This is a genomic window from Pseudomonas soli, assembly GCF_021283165.2.
Classification (GTDB): Bacteria; Pseudomonadota; Gammaproteobacteria; order Pseudomonadales; family Pseudomonadaceae; genus Aquipseudomonas; species Aquipseudomonas soli.
The window spans coordinates 2,092,599-2,110,149 of the sequence record NZ_CP128543.1 but is presented as its reverse complement, the minus strand read 5'-3'; the positions used below and the strand labels follow the sequence as shown (position 1 = coordinate 2,110,149).

The window sequence follows — 17,551 nt, the reverse complement described above, 5'->3', positions numbered from 1 at the left end:
AGCGCACGCAACTTTAGATCTCAAGTGTCAGGACTGCCCCACGCTGAGGCCAGGCGAAAAAAAACGGGAACCCGAAGGTTCCCGTTTTCTCAACGCATTACAAGCGGATCAGCGTGGAAACGCTGGCGGGTTCACACCGGCCATGTCTTCCATCACGCGCACCACCTGGCAGCTGTAACCGAATTCGTTGTCGTACCAGACGTACAGGACAACACGGTTGTCGTTGCAGATGGTCGCCTCGGCGTCGACCACACCGGCGTGGCGCGAACCGACGAAGTCGGTCGATACCACTTCCTGGGAGCTGACGTAGTCGATCTGCTTGTGCAGCTCGGAGTGCATGGCGGTCTGGCGCAGGTACTCGTTCAGCTCTTCGCGGTTGGTGGCTTTCTCAAGGTTCAGGTTGAGAATGGCCATCGACACGTTCGGCGTCGGAACACGGATCGCGTTACCGGTCAGCTTGCCCTTGAGCACTGGCAGCGCCTTGGCGGCGGCAGTGGCGGCACCGGTCTCGGTGATGACCATGTTCAGCGGCGCGGCGCGGCCACGGCGGCTGCCCTTGTGGAAGTTGTCGATCAGGTTCTGGTCGTTGGTGAACGAGTGAACGGTTTCGACGTGGCCGTTGACGATGCCGTACTGGTCGTTGATGGCCTTGAGCACCGGCACGATGGCGTTGGTGGTGCAGGACGCCGCCGAGATGATCTTGTCGTCGGCGCTGATGTCGCCGTGGTTGATGCCGTGCACGATGTTCTTCAGCGCGCCCTTGCCAGGTGCGGTGAGGATCACGCGGGCGGCGCCCGGGCAGGCCAGGTGCTGGCCGAGGCCGTCGGCGTCACGCCATACGCCGGTGTTGTCGACGATCAGCGCATCGTGGATGCCATACTGGGTGTAGTCGACTTCGCTCGGGCTCTTGGCGTAGATCACCTGGATCAGGTTGCCGTTGGCGGTGATGGTGTTGTTGGCTTCATCGATGACGATGGTGCCGTCGAACGGACCGTGCACCGAGTCGCGGCGCAGCAGGCTGGCGCGCTTGACCAGGTCGTTCTCGGCGCCCTTGCGCACGACGATGGCGCGCAGGCGCAGGCCGTCGCCGCCACCGGTCTTCTCGATCAGGATGCGCGCCAGCAGGCGGCCGATGCGGCCGAAGCCGTACAGGACGACGTCGGTGCCCTTGCGTGCGGAAGCGTTCTGCTGACCCACGACGTCGGCCAGCTCGTCACGGACGAACTGCTCGGCGCTGCGGCCATTGCCTTCGGCCTTGAACTTGTTGGCCAGCTTGCCCAGGTCCACCGAGGCGGCGCCCAGCTTCAGCTCGCTCATGGCCTTGAGCAGGGGGAATGTCTCGTGGACGGACAGCTCGGTCTCGTCGGTCTGACGGTGACGGGCAAAGCGGTGGGCTTTGAGGATCGAGATAACCGAACGGTTGATCAGGCTGCGGCCATAGATCGAGCTCACCACGTTGTTGTTGCGGTAGAGCTGACCGATAAGCGGGATCATCGCTTCAGCCAGGGCTTCACGATCGATCCACTCACCAAGACACTGGTCGGGCTTCTGAGTCACGGTAACCTTCCACATGTAGGGGAACAAAAAAGGGGCTACATTATGACGCCCCGCGGCGTATCGGGCAATGAGCGCCTGTCGCCGGCGCCAACCCCCGTCGCCAAGCCCTTTCGAACCTGACAGCGCGCCTCGTCACCGGTACAATCGACCTCTTTGCCGCAACGCTTGGAGTCCGATCTCCCGTGTCAGTTCTGCGCCTACCGCAAATGTCGGCCACGGCCGGCAAACAAACCTGGGGCAACCTGCCCGGCGCGGCCTTGAGCCTGGCCGTCGCCGAGGCTGCCAGTACCGCCGGTCGCTTCACCTTGCTGCTGACCGCCGACAGCCAGGCGGCCGACCGCCTGGAGCAGGAACTGCGCTTTTTCGCGCCGGAACTGCCGGTGCTGCCCTTCCCCGATTGGGAAACCCTGCCCTACGACCTGTTCTCGCCGCACCAGGACATCATCTCCCAGCGCATCGCCAGCCTCTATCGGTTGCCGGAGCTGAGCCATGGCATTCTCGTCGTGCCGATCACCACCGCCCTGCACCGCCTGGCCCCCACGCGCTTCCTGCTGGGCAGCAGCCTGGTGCTGGACGTGGGCCAGAAGATCGACGTCGAGCAGATGCGCGCGCGCCTGGAAGCCAGCGGCTACCGCTGCGTCGACACGGTCTACGAGCACGGCGAGTTCGCCGTGCGCGGCGCGCTGATCGACCTGTTCCCGATGGGCAGCAAGCAGCCGTACCGCATCGACCTGTTCGACGACGAGATCGAGACCCTGCGCACCTTCGACCCTGAGAGCCAGCGCTCGATCGACAAGGTCGACTCGATCCGCCTGCTGCCGGCGCGCGAGTTCCCCATGCAGAAGGACGAGGTGACGCGCTTCAAGGCGCGCTTCCGCGAACGCTTCGACGTCGACTTCCGCCGTAGCGCGATCTTCCAGGACCTCACCAGCGGCATCATCCCCGCCGGCATCGAGTACTACCTGCCGCTGTTCTTCGAAGAAACCGCCACCCTGTTCGATTACCTGCCGGCCGACACCCAGGTGTTCTCGCTACCGGGCGTGGAACAGGCCGCCGAACACTTCTGGAACGATGTGCGCGGGCGCTATGAAGAGCGCCGCGGCGACATGACCCGGCCACTACTGCCCCCTGCGGAACTGTTCCTGCCGGTGGAGGATTGCTTCGCCCGCCTCAAGCAATGGCCACGGGTGGTAGTCAGCGCCGAGGACCTCGACGCCGGCGCGGGGCGCGAGCGCTTCCCCGCCCGCGCCCTGCCCAACCTGGCCATCGAGGCCAAGGCCCACCAGCCGCTGGCGGAACTGGCCAACTTCCTCGACCAGTTCAGCGGCCGCGTGCTGTTCACCGCCGAGTCCGCGGGCCGGCGCGAAGTGCTGCTGGAGCTGCTCGAGCGCCTCAAGCTGCGCCCGCAGACGGTCGACAGCTGGGCCGACTTCGTCACCGGCGGCGAACGCCTGGCGATCACCATCGCCCCCCTGGACGACGGCCTGCTGCTGGACGACCCGGCCATTGCCCTGGTAGCGGAAAGCCCGCTGTTCGGCCAGCGCGTGATGCAGCGCAGGCGCCGCGAGAAACGCGGCGAGGCGGCCAACGACGCGGTAATCAAGAACCTCACCGAGCTGCGCGAAGGCGCGCCGGTGGTGCACATCGACCATGGCGTGGGCCGCTACCTGGGCCTGGCCACCCTGGAAATCGACGGCCAGGCCGCCGAGTTCCTCACCCTCGAATACGCCGAGGGCGCCAAGCTCTACGTGCCGGTGGCCAACCTGCACCTGATTGCCCGCTACACCGGCAGCGACGACGCACTGGCCCCACTTCACCGGCTGGGCTCCGAGGCCTGGCAGAAAGCCAAGCGCAAGGCCGCCGAGCAGGTGCGCGACGTCGCCGCCGAGCTGCTCGATATCTATGCCCGGCGCGCCGCGCGCAAAGGCTATGCCTTCGCCGACCCGGCCGCCGACTACGCCACCTTCAGCGCCGGCTTCCCGTTCGAGGAAACCCCCGACCAGCAGACCGCCATCGAGGCCGTGCGTGCCGACATGCTCGCCGGCCAGCCCATGGACCGCCTGGTGTGCGGCGACGTCGGCTTCGGCAAGACCGAGGTGGCCATGCGCGCCGCCTTCATCGCCGTGCACAGCGGCCGCCAGGTGGCGGTGCTGGTGCCCACGACCCTGCTCGCCCAGCAGCACTACAACAGCTTCCGCGACCGCTTCGCCGACTGGCCGGTGAAGGTCGAGGTGATGAGCCGCTTCAAGTCGGCCAAGGAAGTGGCCAGCGCCGCAGCGGATCTTGCCGAGGGCAAGATCGACATCCTCATCGGCACTCACAAGCTGCTGCAGGACGACGTGCGCTTCAAGGACCTGGGCCTGGCCATCATCGACGAGGAACACCGCTTCGGCGTGCGCCAGAAAGAACAGCTCAAGGCGCTGCGCAGTGAGGTTGACATCCTGACGCTGACGGCCACGCCGATTCCGCGCACGCTGAACATGGCCGTGTCGGGCATGCGCGACCTGTCGATCATCGCCACGCCCCCGGCGCGGCGCCTGTCGGTGCGCACCTTCGTCATGGAGCAGAACAAGAGCACGGTGAAGGAAGCGCTGCTGCGCGAACTGCTGCGCGGCGGCCAGGTGTACTACCTGCACAACGATGTGAAAACCATCGAGAAGTGCGCGGCCGAGCTGGCCGAACTGGTGCCCGAGGCACGCATAGGCATCGGCCACGGGCAGATGCGCGAACGCGAGCTCGAGCAGGTGATGAGCGACTTCTACCACAAGCGCTTCAACGTGCTGATTGCCTCGACCATCATCGAGACCGGCATCGACGTGCCAAGCGCCAACACCATCGTCATCGAGCGCGCCGACAAGTTCGGCCTGGCGCAATTGCACCAACTGCGTGGCCGGGTCGGGCGCAGCCACCACCAGGCCTATGCCTACCTGCTGACCCCGCCGCGCCAGCAGATCAGCGCTGACGCCGAGAAACGCCTGGAGGCCATCGCCAATACCCAGGACCTGGGCGCGGGCTTCGTCCTGGCCACCAACGACCTGGAGATCCGCGGCGCCGGCGAACTACTCGGCGAAGGCCAGAGCGGGCAGATCCAGGCGGTCGGTTTCACCTTGTACATGGAGATGCTCGAACGCGCGGTCAAGGCCATCCGCAAGGGCACCCAGCCGAACCTCGAACAGCCGCTTGGCGGCGGCCCGGAGATCAACCTGCGCCTACCGGCGCTGATCCCCGAGGACTACCTGCCCGACGTGCATGCGCGCCTGATCCTGTACAAGCGCATCGCCTCGGCAGCCGACGAAGAGGGGCTCAAGGACTTGCAGGTGGAGATGATCGACCGCTTCGGGCTGCTGCCGGAGCCGACCAAGAACCTGATGCGCCTGACCCTGCTCAAGCTGCAGGCGGAAAAGCTCGGCATCAAGAAGGTCGATGCCGGCCCCAACGGCGGCAAGCTCGAATTCGAAGCCGAAACCCCGGTCGACCCGCTGACCCTGATCAAGCTGATCCAGGGCCAGCCCAAACGCTACAAGTTCGAAGGCGCGACCCAGTTCCGCTTCCTGGTGCCGATGGAACGCCCCGAAGAACGTTTCAACACCCTGGAAGCGCTGTTCGAGCGCCTCACCCCACAAAATCCATAAGGAAGCTTCATGCGTGCCATCCGTTGCCTGACCCTGCTGCTGGCCCTGCTCACGCCAGTTGCCTTCGCCGCAGGCCCCTACCAGGTGGAAATGATCCTGGTGCGGCAGAACGCCGTGCCGGCGATCACCAGCCCGTTCGCCCCGGAAGACTGGAGCGCCGGCGCGCCGCGCCTGGAAAAAGGCGCCGAGCGCCCGACCGGCCTGGGTGACGAAGTCACCCGCCTGCAGGCCACCGCCGATTACACCGTGCTGCTGCACAAGGCCTGGCAGCAGGATGGCGAAACCGTTGCCCTGAGTGCCGGTGACGAACAGTTCGGCCACTTCCCGATCGAGGGCAACCTGAGCATCCAGGAAAGCCGCTTCATCGCCGTGGACGCCAACCTCTGGGTCAACCAGCTCGACAGCAATGGCAGCGTGCTGCGCAGCGAGCAATTCAAGCAGAGCAACAGCAACATGAAAGCCGGGCAGCTGACCTTCCTCGATGGGGGTCACCTGGCCGTGCTGCTCAAGGTATCTCCTGCCGGCATGCGCAAGATGCCACTGCCGGATCCGGAAATGATGGAGCAGTGAAACCGTGAACGCCGATGTGCAGAAGCTGGTAGCCGAGAATCGGAGCTGGAAGCGCGACTTTTCCGCGGCCACCCTGCAACGTGGCGAGCGCTACGCCGAACAGGGCCTGGTGCAGATCCAGTCCCACGGCGAATCTCGCATCGATTCAACCTGCCGCGGCAGCGGCGGCAATGTCTACCGCCAGCGGATCATCATCACTGCGCGGCCATCCGGGCAATGCCACGTGCGCGGCAACTGCTCCTGCCCGGTCGGCGAAAACTGCAAGCATTGCGCCGCCGCGCTCTACACCCTGGCCAGCAGCTACGGGCGTGGTGCGGCCAGCGGCGAGCAACTGCCTCATCACCTGCAGCATTGGCTGCAGGGCCTGGAGCAGCCCACCCCCAGGCAAGACGGCGCTGAAGACCGGCGCGGGCGCATGGTCTGTTACGAGTTGATGCTCGTCGATGACCACAGCAGCTGCGCGCTGCGCGTGCGCAAGGGTACTCGCGAAGAGCACGGCATCCGCTACAGCCGCATCCATTCGTTATACGAATTGCTTTACGAGCCGCCAAAGTACGTCAAGGAGGAAGACCTGCGCATCCTGCGCCAGCTCTCCGCGCAGAACGCACCCTACGGCCAGGAACGCGGCTACACGCTCAAGGGTCATGAAGGCGGCGAGTTGCTGCAGCGGGTGCTGGACACCGGGCGCCTGATGTTCATCGAAGGGCTGCCGCTGCTGCAACAGGGCGCGGAACGCCGGGCACAGTTCCGCTGGGTTCGCCTGGACAATGGTGACTACCGAGGCATGTGGTACTGCGGCGAGCAGCCGCTCAATTGCATACTGCCGCTGATACCGCTGTTCTATTTCGATATCGATACCAAGGAAGTCGGTACCGTCAGCCACGACCTGGACCCGCATACCGCCCTGCAGCTGTCCCTTGCCCCCGATGTACCGGAACACCTTATCGTGCCTCTCAGCCACAAGCTCAACGCGCTCAACCATCGCCTGCCGACCCCCACCGCCGTGCAGGAAGAACAGCTCGACGGCATCGAGCCAACCCCGCACCTGACCCTCGGCAGCCTCGAATTCAGCGCCTACACGCCCAAGACCGGGCGCATGCAACGCCAGATGCAGCACCGCGCCGCGCTGGCATTCGACTACGACGGCCTGCGTGCAAGCGGCAGCGACGACAAGCCACTCAGCCGCCTGGTGGGCACCACCAGCCAGCGCATCCAGCGCCAGCCACAGGCCGAGCAGGCCCTTCGCAAGGCCCTGCGCGACCACGGCTTCAAGGTGGCCACCCGCCAGAGCAAGGCCCTGCCCGACAGCGCCGGCGAAATGTACCAGTTGCCCGACGACGAAGCCTGGCTGCGCTTCGCCCGCGAGGGCCTGCCGCGCCTGCGCGAGGCAGGCTGGGTGATCGACGTGCACCGCGACTTCGCCTTCAACCTGCACGAGGTCGACGACTGGTATGCGACCATCGAGGAAGCGCCAGGCCACGAATGGTTCGACCTCGAACTGGGTATCGTGGTCGACGGCCAGCGCCACAGCCTGCTGCCAATTGTGCTGCAACTGCTGCGCACCAGCCCGGAACTGCTGCGGCCCAGCGAACTGGCGCGGCGCAATGACGACGAGCACCTGCTGATCGACCTCAACCGCGCCCGCCATGACGGCCCGGCGTTGCGGGTCGCCCTGCCCTACGGGCGCATCAAGGCGGTGATGGGCACCCTGGGCGAGCTGTACCTGCACGACGACGCCGTGGGCCCGAGCCTGCGCCTGGACCGCACCGATGCCGCGCGCCTCAATGACATCGACCACCTGCCGCTGCAATGGGAAGGTGGCAGCCATGTGCGCGACCTCGGCCGGCGCCTGCGCGACGCCCGCGACCTGCAGGTGACGCCGCCCGAAGGCCTGAACGCCACATTGCGCCCCTACCAGCAGCAGGGCCTGAACTGGCTGCAAGCCCTGCGCGAAATGGGCACCGGCGGCATCCTCGGCGACGACATGGGCCTGGGCAAGACCCTGCAGACCCTGGCCCACCTGCAACTGGAGAAGGAAAGCGGGCGACTGGAACATCCGGCGCTGGCGGTGATGCCCACCAGCCTGGTGCCCAACTGGCTAGACGAAGCCCGGCGCTTCGCCCCCGGCCTGCGCGTGCTGGCCTTGCATGGCCCGGGCCGCAACAAGCACTTCGCCAACCTCGCCGAGCATGACTTGGTGCTGACCACCTACGCCCTGGTCCCCCGCGACCTGGAGCCACTGAAGGCCCAGCCCTGGCACCTGCTGGTGCTGGACGAGGCGCAGAACATCAAGAGCAGCACCAGCAAGGCCGCCCAGGCCGTGCGCGAGCTGCAGGCCAGCCAGCGCCTGTGCCTGACCGGCACGCCGATGGAGAACAACCTCGGCGAGCTGTGGTCGATCTTCCATTTCCTGATGCCCGGCTGGCTGGGCGACAGCAAGCGCTTCACCCAGGAATACCGTACCCCGATCGAGCGCCACGGCGACGCCGAGCGCATGGCCCACCTGGCCAGCCGCATCCGCCCGTTCCTGCTGCGCCGCACCAAGGAACAGGTGGCAACCGAACTGCCGGCCAAGACCGAGATGATCCACTGGGTCGAGCTCAGCGACGCCCAACGCGACACCTACGAGGCGCTGCGGGTGGCAATGGACAAGAAGGTCCGCGACGAGATCGCCCGCAACGGCGCCGCGCGCAGCCAGATCGTCATCCTCGACGCACTGCTCAAGTTGCGCCAGGTGTGCTGCGACCTGCGCCTGGTCAAGGGCACCGAGGCCAAGGGTTCGTTCGCCGACAAGGGCAAGCTGGGCAGCCTGCTGGAGATGCTCGAGGAGTTGCTCAGCGAGGGGCGCAAGGTGCTGCTGTTCTCGCAGTTCACCTCGATGCTGGCACTGATCGAGTTCGAGCTGGAGAAGCGCGGTATCCGCTACAGCCTGCTGACCGGCGACACCCGCGACCGTCGCGCCCCCGTGCAGCAGTTCCAGAATGGCGACAGCGAGGTATTCCTGATCAGCCTCAAAGCCGGCGGCACGGGGCTTAACCTGACCGCCGCCGACACCGTGATCCACTACGACCCGTGGTGGAACCCGGCCAGTGAAAACCAGGCCACCGACCGCGCCTACCGCATCGGCCAGGACAAGCCGGTGTTCGTGTTCAAGCTGATCACCCGGGGAACGGTGGAAGAGAAGATCCAGCAGTTGCAGCAAGAGAAGGCGGCACTGGCAGCCGGGCTGCTCGATGGCGGGCAGGCCGGGCAATGGCGGTTGGGGGATGAAGAGATCGAGGCGCTGTTCGCGCCGCTGCCGGGTAAACGAAGCAAGTAGAAGCCCGCTGCCACTAACCCTCAGGGCTTCGTGGCAGCGGGCTTGCCCCGCGAGAAGGCCAGCGAGGTCAGTCGACCAGCTGGGCTTCCTTCAACGCCCCCAGCGCCTCCAGCCAACGCGGCTGCTGGCGGTAATCGGTACGCGCAAAGCCCTGCCCGCGCATCCGTGCAATCCGCGGCGACGGCTTGACCTTCATGCGCTGCGCCGCGCTCAGCGCCAGCTCGGCCGAAGCCCGGTCATTGCACACCAGGCCCATGTCGCAGCCCGCGCTCAGCGCGGCCTCGATGCGGCTGGCGGCATCGCCCACCACGTGGGCGCCAGCCATGGACAGGTCGTCGCTGAAGATCACCCCGTCGAAGCCCAGCTCGCCGCGCAGGATGTCCTGCAGCCAGCGCCGGGAAAAGCCGGCAGGCTGGTTGTCGACCTGCGGGTAGATCACGTGGGCCGGCATCACCGCCGCCAACTGGCCGCTCAGGCGGGTGAACGGCACCAGGTCGGCTGTGCGCAGCTGTTCCAGGCTGCGCTCATCGACCGGGATCGCCACATGGGAATCGGCCTCGGCCCAGCCGTGACCGGGGAAATGCTTGCCACAGGCGGCCATGCCCGCGGCATTCATACCACGGATGAAGGCGCCGGCCAGTTCGGTAGCCCGCTGTGGATTGCCTTCGAAGGCACGGCTGCCGACCACCGCACTGCGCTGATGGTCGAGGTCCAGCACCGGGGCAAAGCTCAGGTCCAGGCCTACCGCCAGCACCTCGGTGGCCATCAGCCAGCCGCACTGCTCGGCCAGGTATTCGGCATTGGCGTTGTCGGCGATGGCGCGCATGGCCGGCAGGCGCACGAAGCCCTGGCGCAGGCGCTGGACCCGCCCGCCTTCCTGGTCCACGGCGAGGATCAGCTCGGGACGGATGGCGCGGATCGAGGCGCACAACTCGCGCACCTGGCGCGGGCTGTCGATGTTGCGGGCAAAGATGATCAGGCCGGCCACTTCGGGCTGGCGCAGCAGATGGCGGTCTTCGGCGGTCAGCCATTTACCGGCGATGTCCACCATCAGGGAGCCTTGCAGGCTGGCAGTCATAGGGAGTCCTTCATTGGAGATCCGGAGGTCGCGCAGACGCACGCACACATCGGACAACGCGGTGTCCGATGGTTCAGTGGCGAAGCTGCCGTGCTGACGGGAATTGCGGCGGGGGCGAATTCAGGCATGGGCGCTAGCTTAGCGCAAGCGCCCTGCCCCGCCCAGTGCTCAGGCCTTGGCGGGCGCGCCGGACTTGCTGCGTGGGCGCAACTGCGCCGCGGCCATGGCCTGGTCGGTGACACCGCTGTCGGCACGCATGCCTGCGGCCAGAAACGGCACCATCAGGCGCATGACCTGCTCGATCGAGGTGTTGATTCCGAAGTCGGTTTCGGCGATGGCGCGCAGCGCCTTGATACCCGACATGCTGAACGCCGCGGCGCCGAGCATGAAGTGCACGCGCCAGAACAGCTCCAGTGGCGGAATGCGCGGCGCGGCCTCGTTGACCAGCAGCATGTAGCGGCGGAACACCTTGCCGTACATGTCTTCCAGGTAACGGCGCAGGTGCCCCTGGCTCTGGCTGAAGGCCAGGCCCAGCAGGCGCATGAAGATCGACAGGTCGTTGTTGCTGCGCGGTTGCACCACCAGGGCCTGCTCCACCAGCATTTCCAGCAGTTCCTCGAGCGAGGCCTTCTGCTCGGGACGCGCCTGGTGGCGGTCGAGCTCACGCTCCAGGCTGGCGCAGAAAGGGCCCAGGAAGCGGGAAAAGACCGCCTGGATCAGGGCTTTCTTCGAACCGAAATGGTAGTTCACCGCCGCCAGGTTGACCCCGGCCTTGCTGGTGATCAGCCGCAATGAGGTTTCCGCGAACCCGCGCTCCGCGAACAGCTGCTCCGCCGCATCGAGGATGCGCTCAACGGTTTCCGATTGGGCCATGACTACTCCGCCTGACAAACAGTTGTTTGAAACATACGTTTCAAGCCTGATTATGTCAAGGCTCAGTGACTGGGTGGTCGCTCATTTAAACACAGCCACAAGGCATTGAATGCGCACGCTTTGCAGCTGTTGTGCGGCAAGGGTGCTTGCAGCTTGCCAGCCACTGTATATAATCCCAGTCACTGTATATAAAGACAGAGCCCTCGCCCATGCTGAAACTGACGCCACGCCAAGCCGAGATTCTGGCTTTCATCAAACGCTGCCTCGAAGACAACGGCTTCCCGCCGACCCGCGCCGAAATCGCGCAGGAGCTGGGCTTCAAGTCGCCCAACGCCGCCGAGGAGCACCTGAAAGCCCTGGCCCGCAAGGGCGCCATCGAGATGACCCCTGGCGCTTCCCGCGGCATTCGCATCCCCGGCCTCGAGCCCAAGCAGGAGGACAGCGGCCTGCCCATCATCGGCCGCGTCGCCGCCGGTGCGCCGATCCTCGCCGAGCAGCACATCGAGGATTCCTGCAGCATCAACCCGGCCTTCTTCCATCCGCGCGCCGATTACCTGCTGCGGGTGCACGGCATGAGCATGAAGGACATCGGCATCTTCGACGGCGACCTGCTCGCCGTGCACACCACCCGCGAAGCCCGCAACGGCCAGGTGGTGGTAGCCCGTATCGGCGACGAAGTGACCGTCAAGCGCTTCAAGCGCGAAGGCAGCAAGGTCTGGCTGATCGCCGAGAACCCCGAATTCGCCCCCATCGAAGTCGACCTGAAGGAACAGGAGCTGGTGATCGAGGGCTTGAGCGTCGGCGTCCTGCGCCGCTGAACCAGGAGGCGTCATGCAGCCGTTCACCCATGCACCCCAGCAAGCCCAGTTGCCGCTGTTCGAGGCCTTCCTTGCCCAGCCAGTGCTGCCAGGCCTCAAGCCCAGCGAGGCGCCGCGCAAGAGCAGCCAGCCAGAGCTGTTCAGCGAGCTGGCCCTGCGCGGCGCGCCAGGGCACTGCCAGAGCCTGCTGGCGCCGATCCTGCGCGAACTCAGCGAAGAAGACGACAGCCGTTGGCTGACGCTCATCGCCCCACCCAGCAGCCTCACCCAGGCCTGGCTGCGTGATGCCGGCCTGAACCGCGAACGCATCCTGTTGCTGCAACCCGGCGGCAGGCAGACGGCCCTGCAACTGGCCTGCGAGGCGCTGCGCCTCGGGCACAGCCATACCGTGGTCAGCTGGCTGGGCACCATCAACAGCAACGCCCGCCAACAGCTGCAGCGCGCAGCGGCCAGCGGAAACGCACAAAGCCTGAACATCCGCCTCGGCTGATGTTCAGGCTTTGCCTGTCAAACGCTTGAAACCCTGGGCCGCTACCGTGGCTCAGTGAAGGACGCGCGGCCCCTCTTCTCGCTCGAAGTCGCCTTCAACCAGGCGGCCGGCCATTTGCACACCAACGCTGAGCATGGCCTTGGCCACTTCCACATGCTGTCCTTGCAGGAATGCCTTGGCATCCTCGGAAAAATCCAAGGTTACCAGGGAGCCTTCATCTTCGGCGCGGCGCAGCTCGATCCGGCCATCAGGCAACTCGACAATTTCTAGAAAGGACGTTGACATAAAGGGCCTGCTTTTCACGAAAGGCCGTTAGTGTACCAGCCATGGAAGCGCTCAGCACTCACTCAGCGCATCGCGGAATCGTCTCACCAGGCTTTTCAGGTTCTGCCGCCAGGCCTCCAGTTCCTCCCGGGAAAGCTCTGCCGGCTCAGGCTCGTCCAGATTGACGGCCTGGATCAGCGGCTGGGTAACGTCACCCTTCACGGTTTTCTTGGCGACCGGTGGTCGGAACAAATCAGCATAAGCCGCCAGCAGACGTGCCAGCCAGGTTTCCGGCTGGCGGGCGAGCTCCAGCAGCTCGGCCATTTCCGGGATCGCCACGCTCTGCAGCACCTCGTCGCTGAACAGCAATTCCGCCCGTGCCGCCGAGGCCTGGGGCAGGCGGTAGAAGCCGGCGATCTCGTGGCACAGCCCAAGCAGCGCGCCATACAGGTGGAACAGCGCCGACTCGCGCTCGGCCTGGAGCAGCCCCTGGGCATTCAGCGCCTGGCTGTCCGCGGCCTTGGCCATGGACTCCAGCGCGAGGCCGGCGAAGAACAGTTTCTGGTTGGTGCGGGTGTAGAGTTCCTGGGCCATTTCGACTGACTCCTGAAGGCTGCAAGGCGATTGCCTGCAGTTTCAGGGATTGCGCTTTGCTTGTCATCAAATGACTGGGGCTGCGGAGCGGCCCCAGTCACGCCTTCAGATCAGCGCTTGTCTTCGACCTTCCACGCCTTGCCGTCGTAGAACGCCTTCCAGCCGGTAGGCTTGCCGTCCACCTCGGACTGCACGTACTGCTCCTTGGTCTTGCGGCTGTAGCGGATCACCGTCGGGCGCCCTTCCGGGTCCTTCTGTGGCGCTTCGCAGAGGAAGTGATACTTCGGATCGATCTCGTGCTTGTGCGGGACGATCTCCAGCACCAGCGGCGCACGGGTTTCGCGGTTTTTCGGGAACTGGCTGGCCGCCAGGAACAAGCCCGAGGCACCGTCACGCAGCACGTAGGTATCGTCGACCTTCTCGCACTTGAGCTCTGGCATGTCCACCTTGTCCATCTTCGGTGGCGCCGCCTCGCCGCTCTTGAGCAGCTTGCGGGTGTTCTTGCAGCTTGGGTTGGTGCAGCCGAAGAACTTGCCGAAACGGCCGGTCTTGAGCTGCATTTCGCTGCCGCACTTGTCGCATTCCAGGCTCGGGCCTTCGTAGCCCTTGATGCGGTAGTTGCCTTCCTCGATTTCGTAGCCGGCGCAATCCGGGTTGTTACCGCAGATGTGCAGCTTGCGCTTCTCGTCGAGCAGGTAGGCATCCATCGCCGTCGAACAGATCGGGCAGCGGTGCTTGCCGCGCAGCACCAGCGACTCGGACTCGCCCTCGTCGTCGGCGGCGATTTCGTCGCCCGGCACCAGGTTGACCGTCGCCTTGCAACGCTCCTTCGGCGGCAGGCTGTAACCCGAGCAGCCGAGGAACACACCGGTGGACGCGGTACGGATCATCATCGGCCGGCCACATTCCTTGCACGGAATGTTGGTCAGGGTCGGCTGGTTGGCACGCATGCCGTGCTCGCTGGACTCGGCGGTCTGCAACTTCTTGTTGAAGTCGCCATAGAACTCGTCGAGGACGTTCTTCCAGTCACGCTCGCCCTGGGCCACGTCGTCGAGGTTCTCCTCCATGCCGGCGGTGAAGCCGTAGTCCATCAGGTTGGCGAAGCTCTCGGACAGGCGCTCGGTGACGATGTCGCCCATCTTCTCGGAATAGAAGCGGCGGTTGTGCAGCGTGACGTAGCCGCGATCCTGGATGGTGGAAATGATCGCCGCATAGGTGGATGGGCGGCCGATACCGCGCTTCTCCATTTCCTTGACCAGGCTGGCTTCGGTGAAGCGCGCCGGCGGCTTGGTGAAGTGCTGGCTGGGATCGAGCTGGATCAGCTTGAGCGCCTCACCCTGGGCCATTTCCGGCAGCACATCGTCTTCGCCCGGCTTGCTCTGCTGCGGCAGGACACGGGTGTAACCATCGAACTTGAGGATCCGGCCCTTGGCGCGCAGCTCGAACTCACCCGCCACCACGGTGACGCTGGTGGACAGGTACTGCGCCGGCGGCATCTGGCAAGCCAGGAACTGGCGCCAGATCAGCTCGTACAGGCGCTCGGCGTCACGCTCCATGCCACTGAGCTTGGTGGGGTGGGTGCTGACGTCGGACGGGCGGATCGCTTCGTGCGCCTCCTGGGCCCCTTCCTTGCTGCCATAGACGATGGGCGCGGCAGGCAGGTACTGCTTGCCGAACTCCTTCTCGATGTAGCTGCGGGCCATCTCGACGGCGTCGGTCGACAGGTTGGTCGAATCGGTACGCATGTAGGTGATGTAGCCGGCTTCATACAGACGCTGGGCCATCATCATGGTCTTCTTCACCCCGAAGCCCAGGCGGTTGCTTGCGGCTTGCTGCAGGGTGGAGGTAATGAACGGTGCCGAAGGCTTGCTGCTGGTCGGCCGGTCCTCGCGCTTGCTCACGCTGTAGCTGGAGGCCTTGAGCTTCTCCAGCGCGGCCATGGCCTGGGCTTCGTTGAGCGGCTTGAACGCCTCGCCCTTCTCGCGGGCCACTTCGAAACGCACCTTGGCGTTCTTGGCAGTGCCCAGGTCGGCGTGGACTTCCCAGTATTCTTCCGGGTTGAAGGCACGGATCTCACGCTCGCGCTCGACCACCAGCTTCACCGCCACCGACTGCACGCGGCCGGCGGACAGGCCACGGGCGATCTTCGCCCACAGCAGCGGCGAGACCATGTAGCCGACCACGCGATCAAGGAAACGCCGCGCCTGCTGGGCATTGACCCGATCGATATCGAGCTCGCCCGGCTGGGAGAAGGCTTCTTGGATGGCTTTCTTGGTGATCTCGTTGAACACCACGCGCTTGTAGCGGCTGTCATCGCCGCCGATGGCCTCGCGCAGGTGCCAGGCGATGGCTTCCCCCTCGCGATCCAAGTCGGTTGCGAGATAGATGGTGTCGGCATCCTTGGCCAGGCGGCGCAGTTCCTCGATGACCTTCTCCTTGCCGGGAAGGATCTCGTACTTGGCCTTCCAGCCCGCCTCGGGGTCGACGCCCATGCGTGCGACCAGGGTGCGGCGCGCCTTCTCCTTCGGCGACAAGGCCGGAGCCTCGGCCGCGGCCTTGCCGCGCTTGGCCGCCGGTTCCTTGCTCGCACTGGCGGAACCGCTGGTGGGAAGGTCACGGATGTGGCCGATACTCGACTTCACCACGTACTGGCTGCCCAGGTACTTGTTGATGGTCTTGGCCTTGGCCGGGGATTCCACAATGACCAGCGATTTGCCCATGGATCGGAGTATTCCTGAATCTGAAGATGAAAAACGCGTCAGGTGCCGGACGCGGCACCGCTATATATAGTGGCAAAAGAGTGAGGTCAAGCGCGGTCTATCACTCGTGCGCCTTGCCCAGCCGCTCGCCGAGCCCCTCTTCGACCTTGACCAAAGCAAAGCGTGGCACCTGCTCGCCGTCAACCTCGACGGACTCCTGGAACATCGAAAGTGGCCTGACCCAGAAGCTGTAGTCACCATACAGGCACTGGTAGAACACCATCCACTCCTCGCTCTCGGAGTGTCGCGCAGCGCTGAAAACACGGTACTCAGGGCCTTTGTAATGCCGGTACACACCAGGTTGTATCTGCATGTCGCTCGCCCTCTTGAACAAATCCTGTAAAAAACAAAAGCCGGGGCACATGGCCCCGGCTGCTGTCCTGCGCCGCGATCAGACGCGTTCGAAGACAGTGGTGATGCCTTGGCCCAGGCCGACACACATGGTGGCGACGCCCAGGGTACCGCCATTCTGCTTCATGACGTTGAGCAGGGTGCCGGAAATCCGCGCCCCCGAGCAACCGAACGGGTGACCCAGGGCGATAGCGCCGCCGTGCAGGTTAACCTTCTCATTCATCTTGTCGAGCACTTTCAGATCTTTCAGCACCGGCAGGGCCTGTGCGGCGAAAGCTTCGTTGAGCTCGAAGAAGTCGATGTCGGCGATGGTCAGACCAGCGCGCTTGAGGGCTTTCTGCGTCGACGGGACCGGGCCGTAGCCCATGATCGCCGGATCCACACCGGCGACCGCCATCGAACGGATGACCGCCAGTGGCTGGATCCCCAGGTCCATGGCGCGCTGGCCGGACATGACGATCATGCACGAGGCGCCGTCGGTGATCTGCGACGAGGTGCCCGCGGTAACAGTACCACCTTTCGGGTTGAACGCCGGCTTGAGCGACGCCAGGCCTTCGAGGGTGGTTTCCGGGCGAATGGTTTCGTCGTAGTCGAAGACCTTCAGGAAGCCGTTCTCGTCGTAGCCCTGCATCGGGATGATCTCGTCCTTGAACTTGCCTTCGACCGTCGCCTTGTGGGCGAGCTGGTGCGAACGCACACCGAACAGATCCTGTTGCTCACGGGTGATGCCGTGCATCTTGCCCAGCATCTCGGCGGTCAGGCCCATCATCCCGGAAGCCTTGGCAGCGTGCAAGGACAGGTGCGGGTTGGGGTCGACGCCATGCATCATGCTGACGTGGCCCATGTGCTCGACACCACCGATGACGAACACGTCACCGTTGCCGGTCATGATCGCCTGGGCGGCGGTGTGCAGCGCGCTCATCGACGAGCCGCACAGGCGGCTGACGGTTTGCGCGGCGGAGGTGTGGGGGATCTGGGTCATCAGCGACGCCATGCGGGCGATGTTCCAGCCCTGCTCCAGGGTCTGGTTGACGCAGCCCCAGATCACGTCCTCGACTTCCTTCGGGTCGACCTTGTCGTTGCGCTCCAGCAGCTTGCTGATCAGGTGCGCGGACATGTCTTCGGCACGGGTGTTGCGGTGCATGCCACCCTTGGAGCGGCCCATCGGCGTGCGACCGAAGTCGACAATCACCACGTCTCTTGGATTCAGGCTCATATCAATATTCTCGCTCTAGCTCGTGGGCGC

Annotated in this window: 13 protein-coding genes; 5 read left to right on the top strand and 8 right to left on the bottom strand. The window is 65.0% G+C overall.

The annotated features are described in order from the left end of the window. Positions 1–108: 108 nt before the first annotated feature. Positions 109–1,572, bottom strand: coding sequence for a glyceraldehyde-3-phosphate dehydrogenase (locus LU688_RS09805; protein ID WP_038705750.1), 1,464 nt, complete (start codon positions 1,570–1,572; stop codon positions 109–111). Between the two features lie 167 nt (positions 1,573–1,739). Here LU688_RS09805 and mfd point away from each other — a divergent pair, with 167 nt between their 5' ends. Genes mfd through LU688_RS09790 form a run of 3 tightly spaced genes read left to right on the top strand, consistent with a single transcriptional unit; the run spans position 1,740 to position 9,078 of the window. Next, on the top strand, positions 1,740–5,189 hold the full coding sequence (gene mfd / locus LU688_RS09800) for a transcription-repair coupling factor (RefSeq protein WP_038705749.1): 3,450 nt from the start codon (positions 1,740–1,742) through the stop codon (positions 5,187–5,189). A gap of 9 nt (positions 5,190–5,198) precedes the next feature. Continuing rightward, positions 5,199–5,759: a CsiV family protein gene (locus tag LU688_RS09795; protein WP_104444208.1), complete on the top strand. Its 561-nt coding sequence runs from the start codon at positions 5,199–5,201 to the stop codon at positions 5,757–5,759. Positions 5,760–5,763: 4 nt separating this feature from the next. Beyond that, positions 5,764–9,078 (top strand): DEAD/DEAH box helicase, encoded by a 3,315-nt coding sequence (locus tag LU688_RS09790; RefSeq protein WP_104444209.1) that lies wholly within the window; start codon positions 5,764–5,766, stop codon positions 9,076–9,078. 67 nt (positions 9,079–9,145) lie between these two features. Here the strand turns inward: LU688_RS09790 and nagZ are convergent, their stop codons facing one another. Both nagZ and LU688_RS09780 read right to left on the bottom strand, forming a co-directional pair. Continuing rightward, positions 9,146–10,144 carry a beta-N-acetylhexosaminidase gene (gene nagZ / locus LU688_RS09785; protein WP_177410847.1) on the bottom strand — a complete coding sequence of 333 codons (999 nt, stop codon included), beginning with the start codon at positions 10,142–10,144 and terminating at the stop codon, positions 9,146–9,148. Positions 10,145–10,324: 180 nt separating this feature from the next. Continuing rightward, positions 10,325–11,029 (bottom strand): TetR/AcrR family transcriptional regulator, encoded by a 705-nt coding sequence (locus tag LU688_RS09780; RefSeq protein WP_046856397.1) that lies wholly within the window; start codon positions 11,027–11,029, stop codon positions 10,325–10,327. A gap of 209 nt (positions 11,030–11,238) precedes the next feature. Here LU688_RS09780 and lexA point away from each other — a divergent pair, with 209 nt between their 5' ends. Together lexA and sulA are read left to right on the top strand one after the other, a co-directional pair. Continuing rightward, on the top strand, positions 11,239–11,847 hold the full coding sequence (gene lexA, locus LU688_RS09775) for a transcriptional repressor LexA (protein WP_023632613.1): 609 nt from the start codon (positions 11,239–11,241) through the stop codon (positions 11,845–11,847). A 13-nt stretch (positions 11,848–11,860) separates the two neighbouring features. Continuing rightward, positions 11,861–12,337 carry an SOS-induced cell division inhibitor SulA gene (gene sulA, locus LU688_RS09770; protein WP_104444211.1) on the top strand — a complete coding sequence of 159 codons (477 nt, stop codon included), beginning with the start codon at positions 11,861–11,863 and terminating at the stop codon, positions 12,335–12,337. Between the two features lie 51 nt (positions 12,338–12,388). Here the strand turns inward: sulA and LU688_RS09765 are convergent, their stop codons facing one another. The 5 genes from LU688_RS09765 to fadA all read right to left on the bottom strand — a co-directional run bounded on the left by LU688_RS09765 (position 12,389) and on the right by fadA (position 17,521). Further along, positions 12,389–12,622 carry a hypothetical protein gene (locus LU688_RS09765; protein WP_023630868.1) on the bottom strand — a complete coding sequence of 78 codons (234 nt, stop codon included), beginning with the start codon at positions 12,620–12,622 and terminating at the stop codon, positions 12,389–12,391. Positions 12,623–12,673: 51 nt separating this feature from the next. Further along, on the bottom strand, positions 12,674–13,195 hold the full coding sequence (locus tag LU688_RS09760) for a DUF6586 family protein (RefSeq protein WP_023630869.1): 522 nt from the start codon (positions 13,193–13,195) through the stop codon (positions 12,674–12,676). Between the two features lie 110 nt (positions 13,196–13,305). Beyond that, a complete protein-coding gene (gene topA / locus LU688_RS09755) occupies positions 13,306–15,915 on the bottom strand; it encodes a type I DNA topoisomerase (protein ID WP_038705745.1) in 2,610 nt (869 codons plus the stop codon). 100 nt (positions 15,916–16,015) lie between these two features. Beyond that, entirely contained in the window at positions 16,016–16,267 is a 252-nt protein-coding gene (locus tag LU688_RS09750; protein WP_031314692.1) for a DUF1653 domain-containing protein, read from the bottom strand. A gap of 78 nt (positions 16,268–16,345) precedes the next feature. After that, positions 16,346–17,521, bottom strand: a complete 1,176-nt coding sequence (fadA, locus tag LU688_RS09745; RefSeq protein WP_023629457.1) for an acetyl-CoA C-acyltransferase FadA — start codon at positions 17,519–17,521, stop codon at positions 16,346–16,348. Positions 17,522–17,551: the final 30 nt, after the last annotated feature.

What these genes read in the sequence shown, in the direction of transcription:
- fadA (WP_023629457.1), bottom strand. Translation starts at nt 17,521, where the DNA reads ATGAGCCTGAATCCAAGAGACGTGGTGATTGTCGACTTCGGTCGCACG.
- sulA (WP_104444211.1), top strand. Translation starts at nt 11,861, where the DNA reads ATGCAGCCGTTCACCCATGCACCCCAGCAAGCCCAGTTGCCGCTGTTC.
- LU688_RS09805 (WP_038705750.1), bottom strand. Translation starts at nt 1,572, where the DNA reads ATGTGGAAGGTTACCGTGACTCAGAAGCCCGACCAGTGTCTTGGTGAG.
- topA (WP_038705745.1), bottom strand. Translation starts at nt 15,915, where the DNA reads ATGGGCAAATCGCTGGTCATTGTGGAATCCCCGGCCAAGGCCAAGACC.
- LU688_RS09765 (WP_023630868.1), bottom strand. Translation starts at nt 12,622, where the DNA reads ATGTCAACGTCCTTTCTAGAAATTGTCGAGTTGCCTGATGGCCGGATC.
- LU688_RS09760 (WP_023630869.1), bottom strand. Translation starts at nt 13,195, where the DNA reads ATGGCCCAGGAACTCTACACCCGCACCAACCAGAAACTGTTCTTCGCC.
- LU688_RS09750 (WP_031314692.1), bottom strand. Translation starts at nt 16,267, where the DNA reads ATGCAGATACAACCTGGTGTGTACCGGCATTACAAAGGCCCTGAGTAC.
- lexA (WP_023632613.1), top strand. Translation starts at nt 11,239, where the DNA reads ATGCTGAAACTGACGCCACGCCAAGCCGAGATTCTGGCTTTCATCAAA.
- LU688_RS09780 (WP_046856397.1), bottom strand. Translation starts at nt 11,029, where the DNA reads ATGGCCCAATCGGAAACCGTTGAGCGCATCCTCGATGCGGCGGAGCAG.
- LU688_RS09795 (WP_104444208.1), top strand. Translation starts at nt 5,199, where the DNA reads ATGCGTGCCATCCGTTGCCTGACCCTGCTGCTGGCCCTGCTCACGCCA.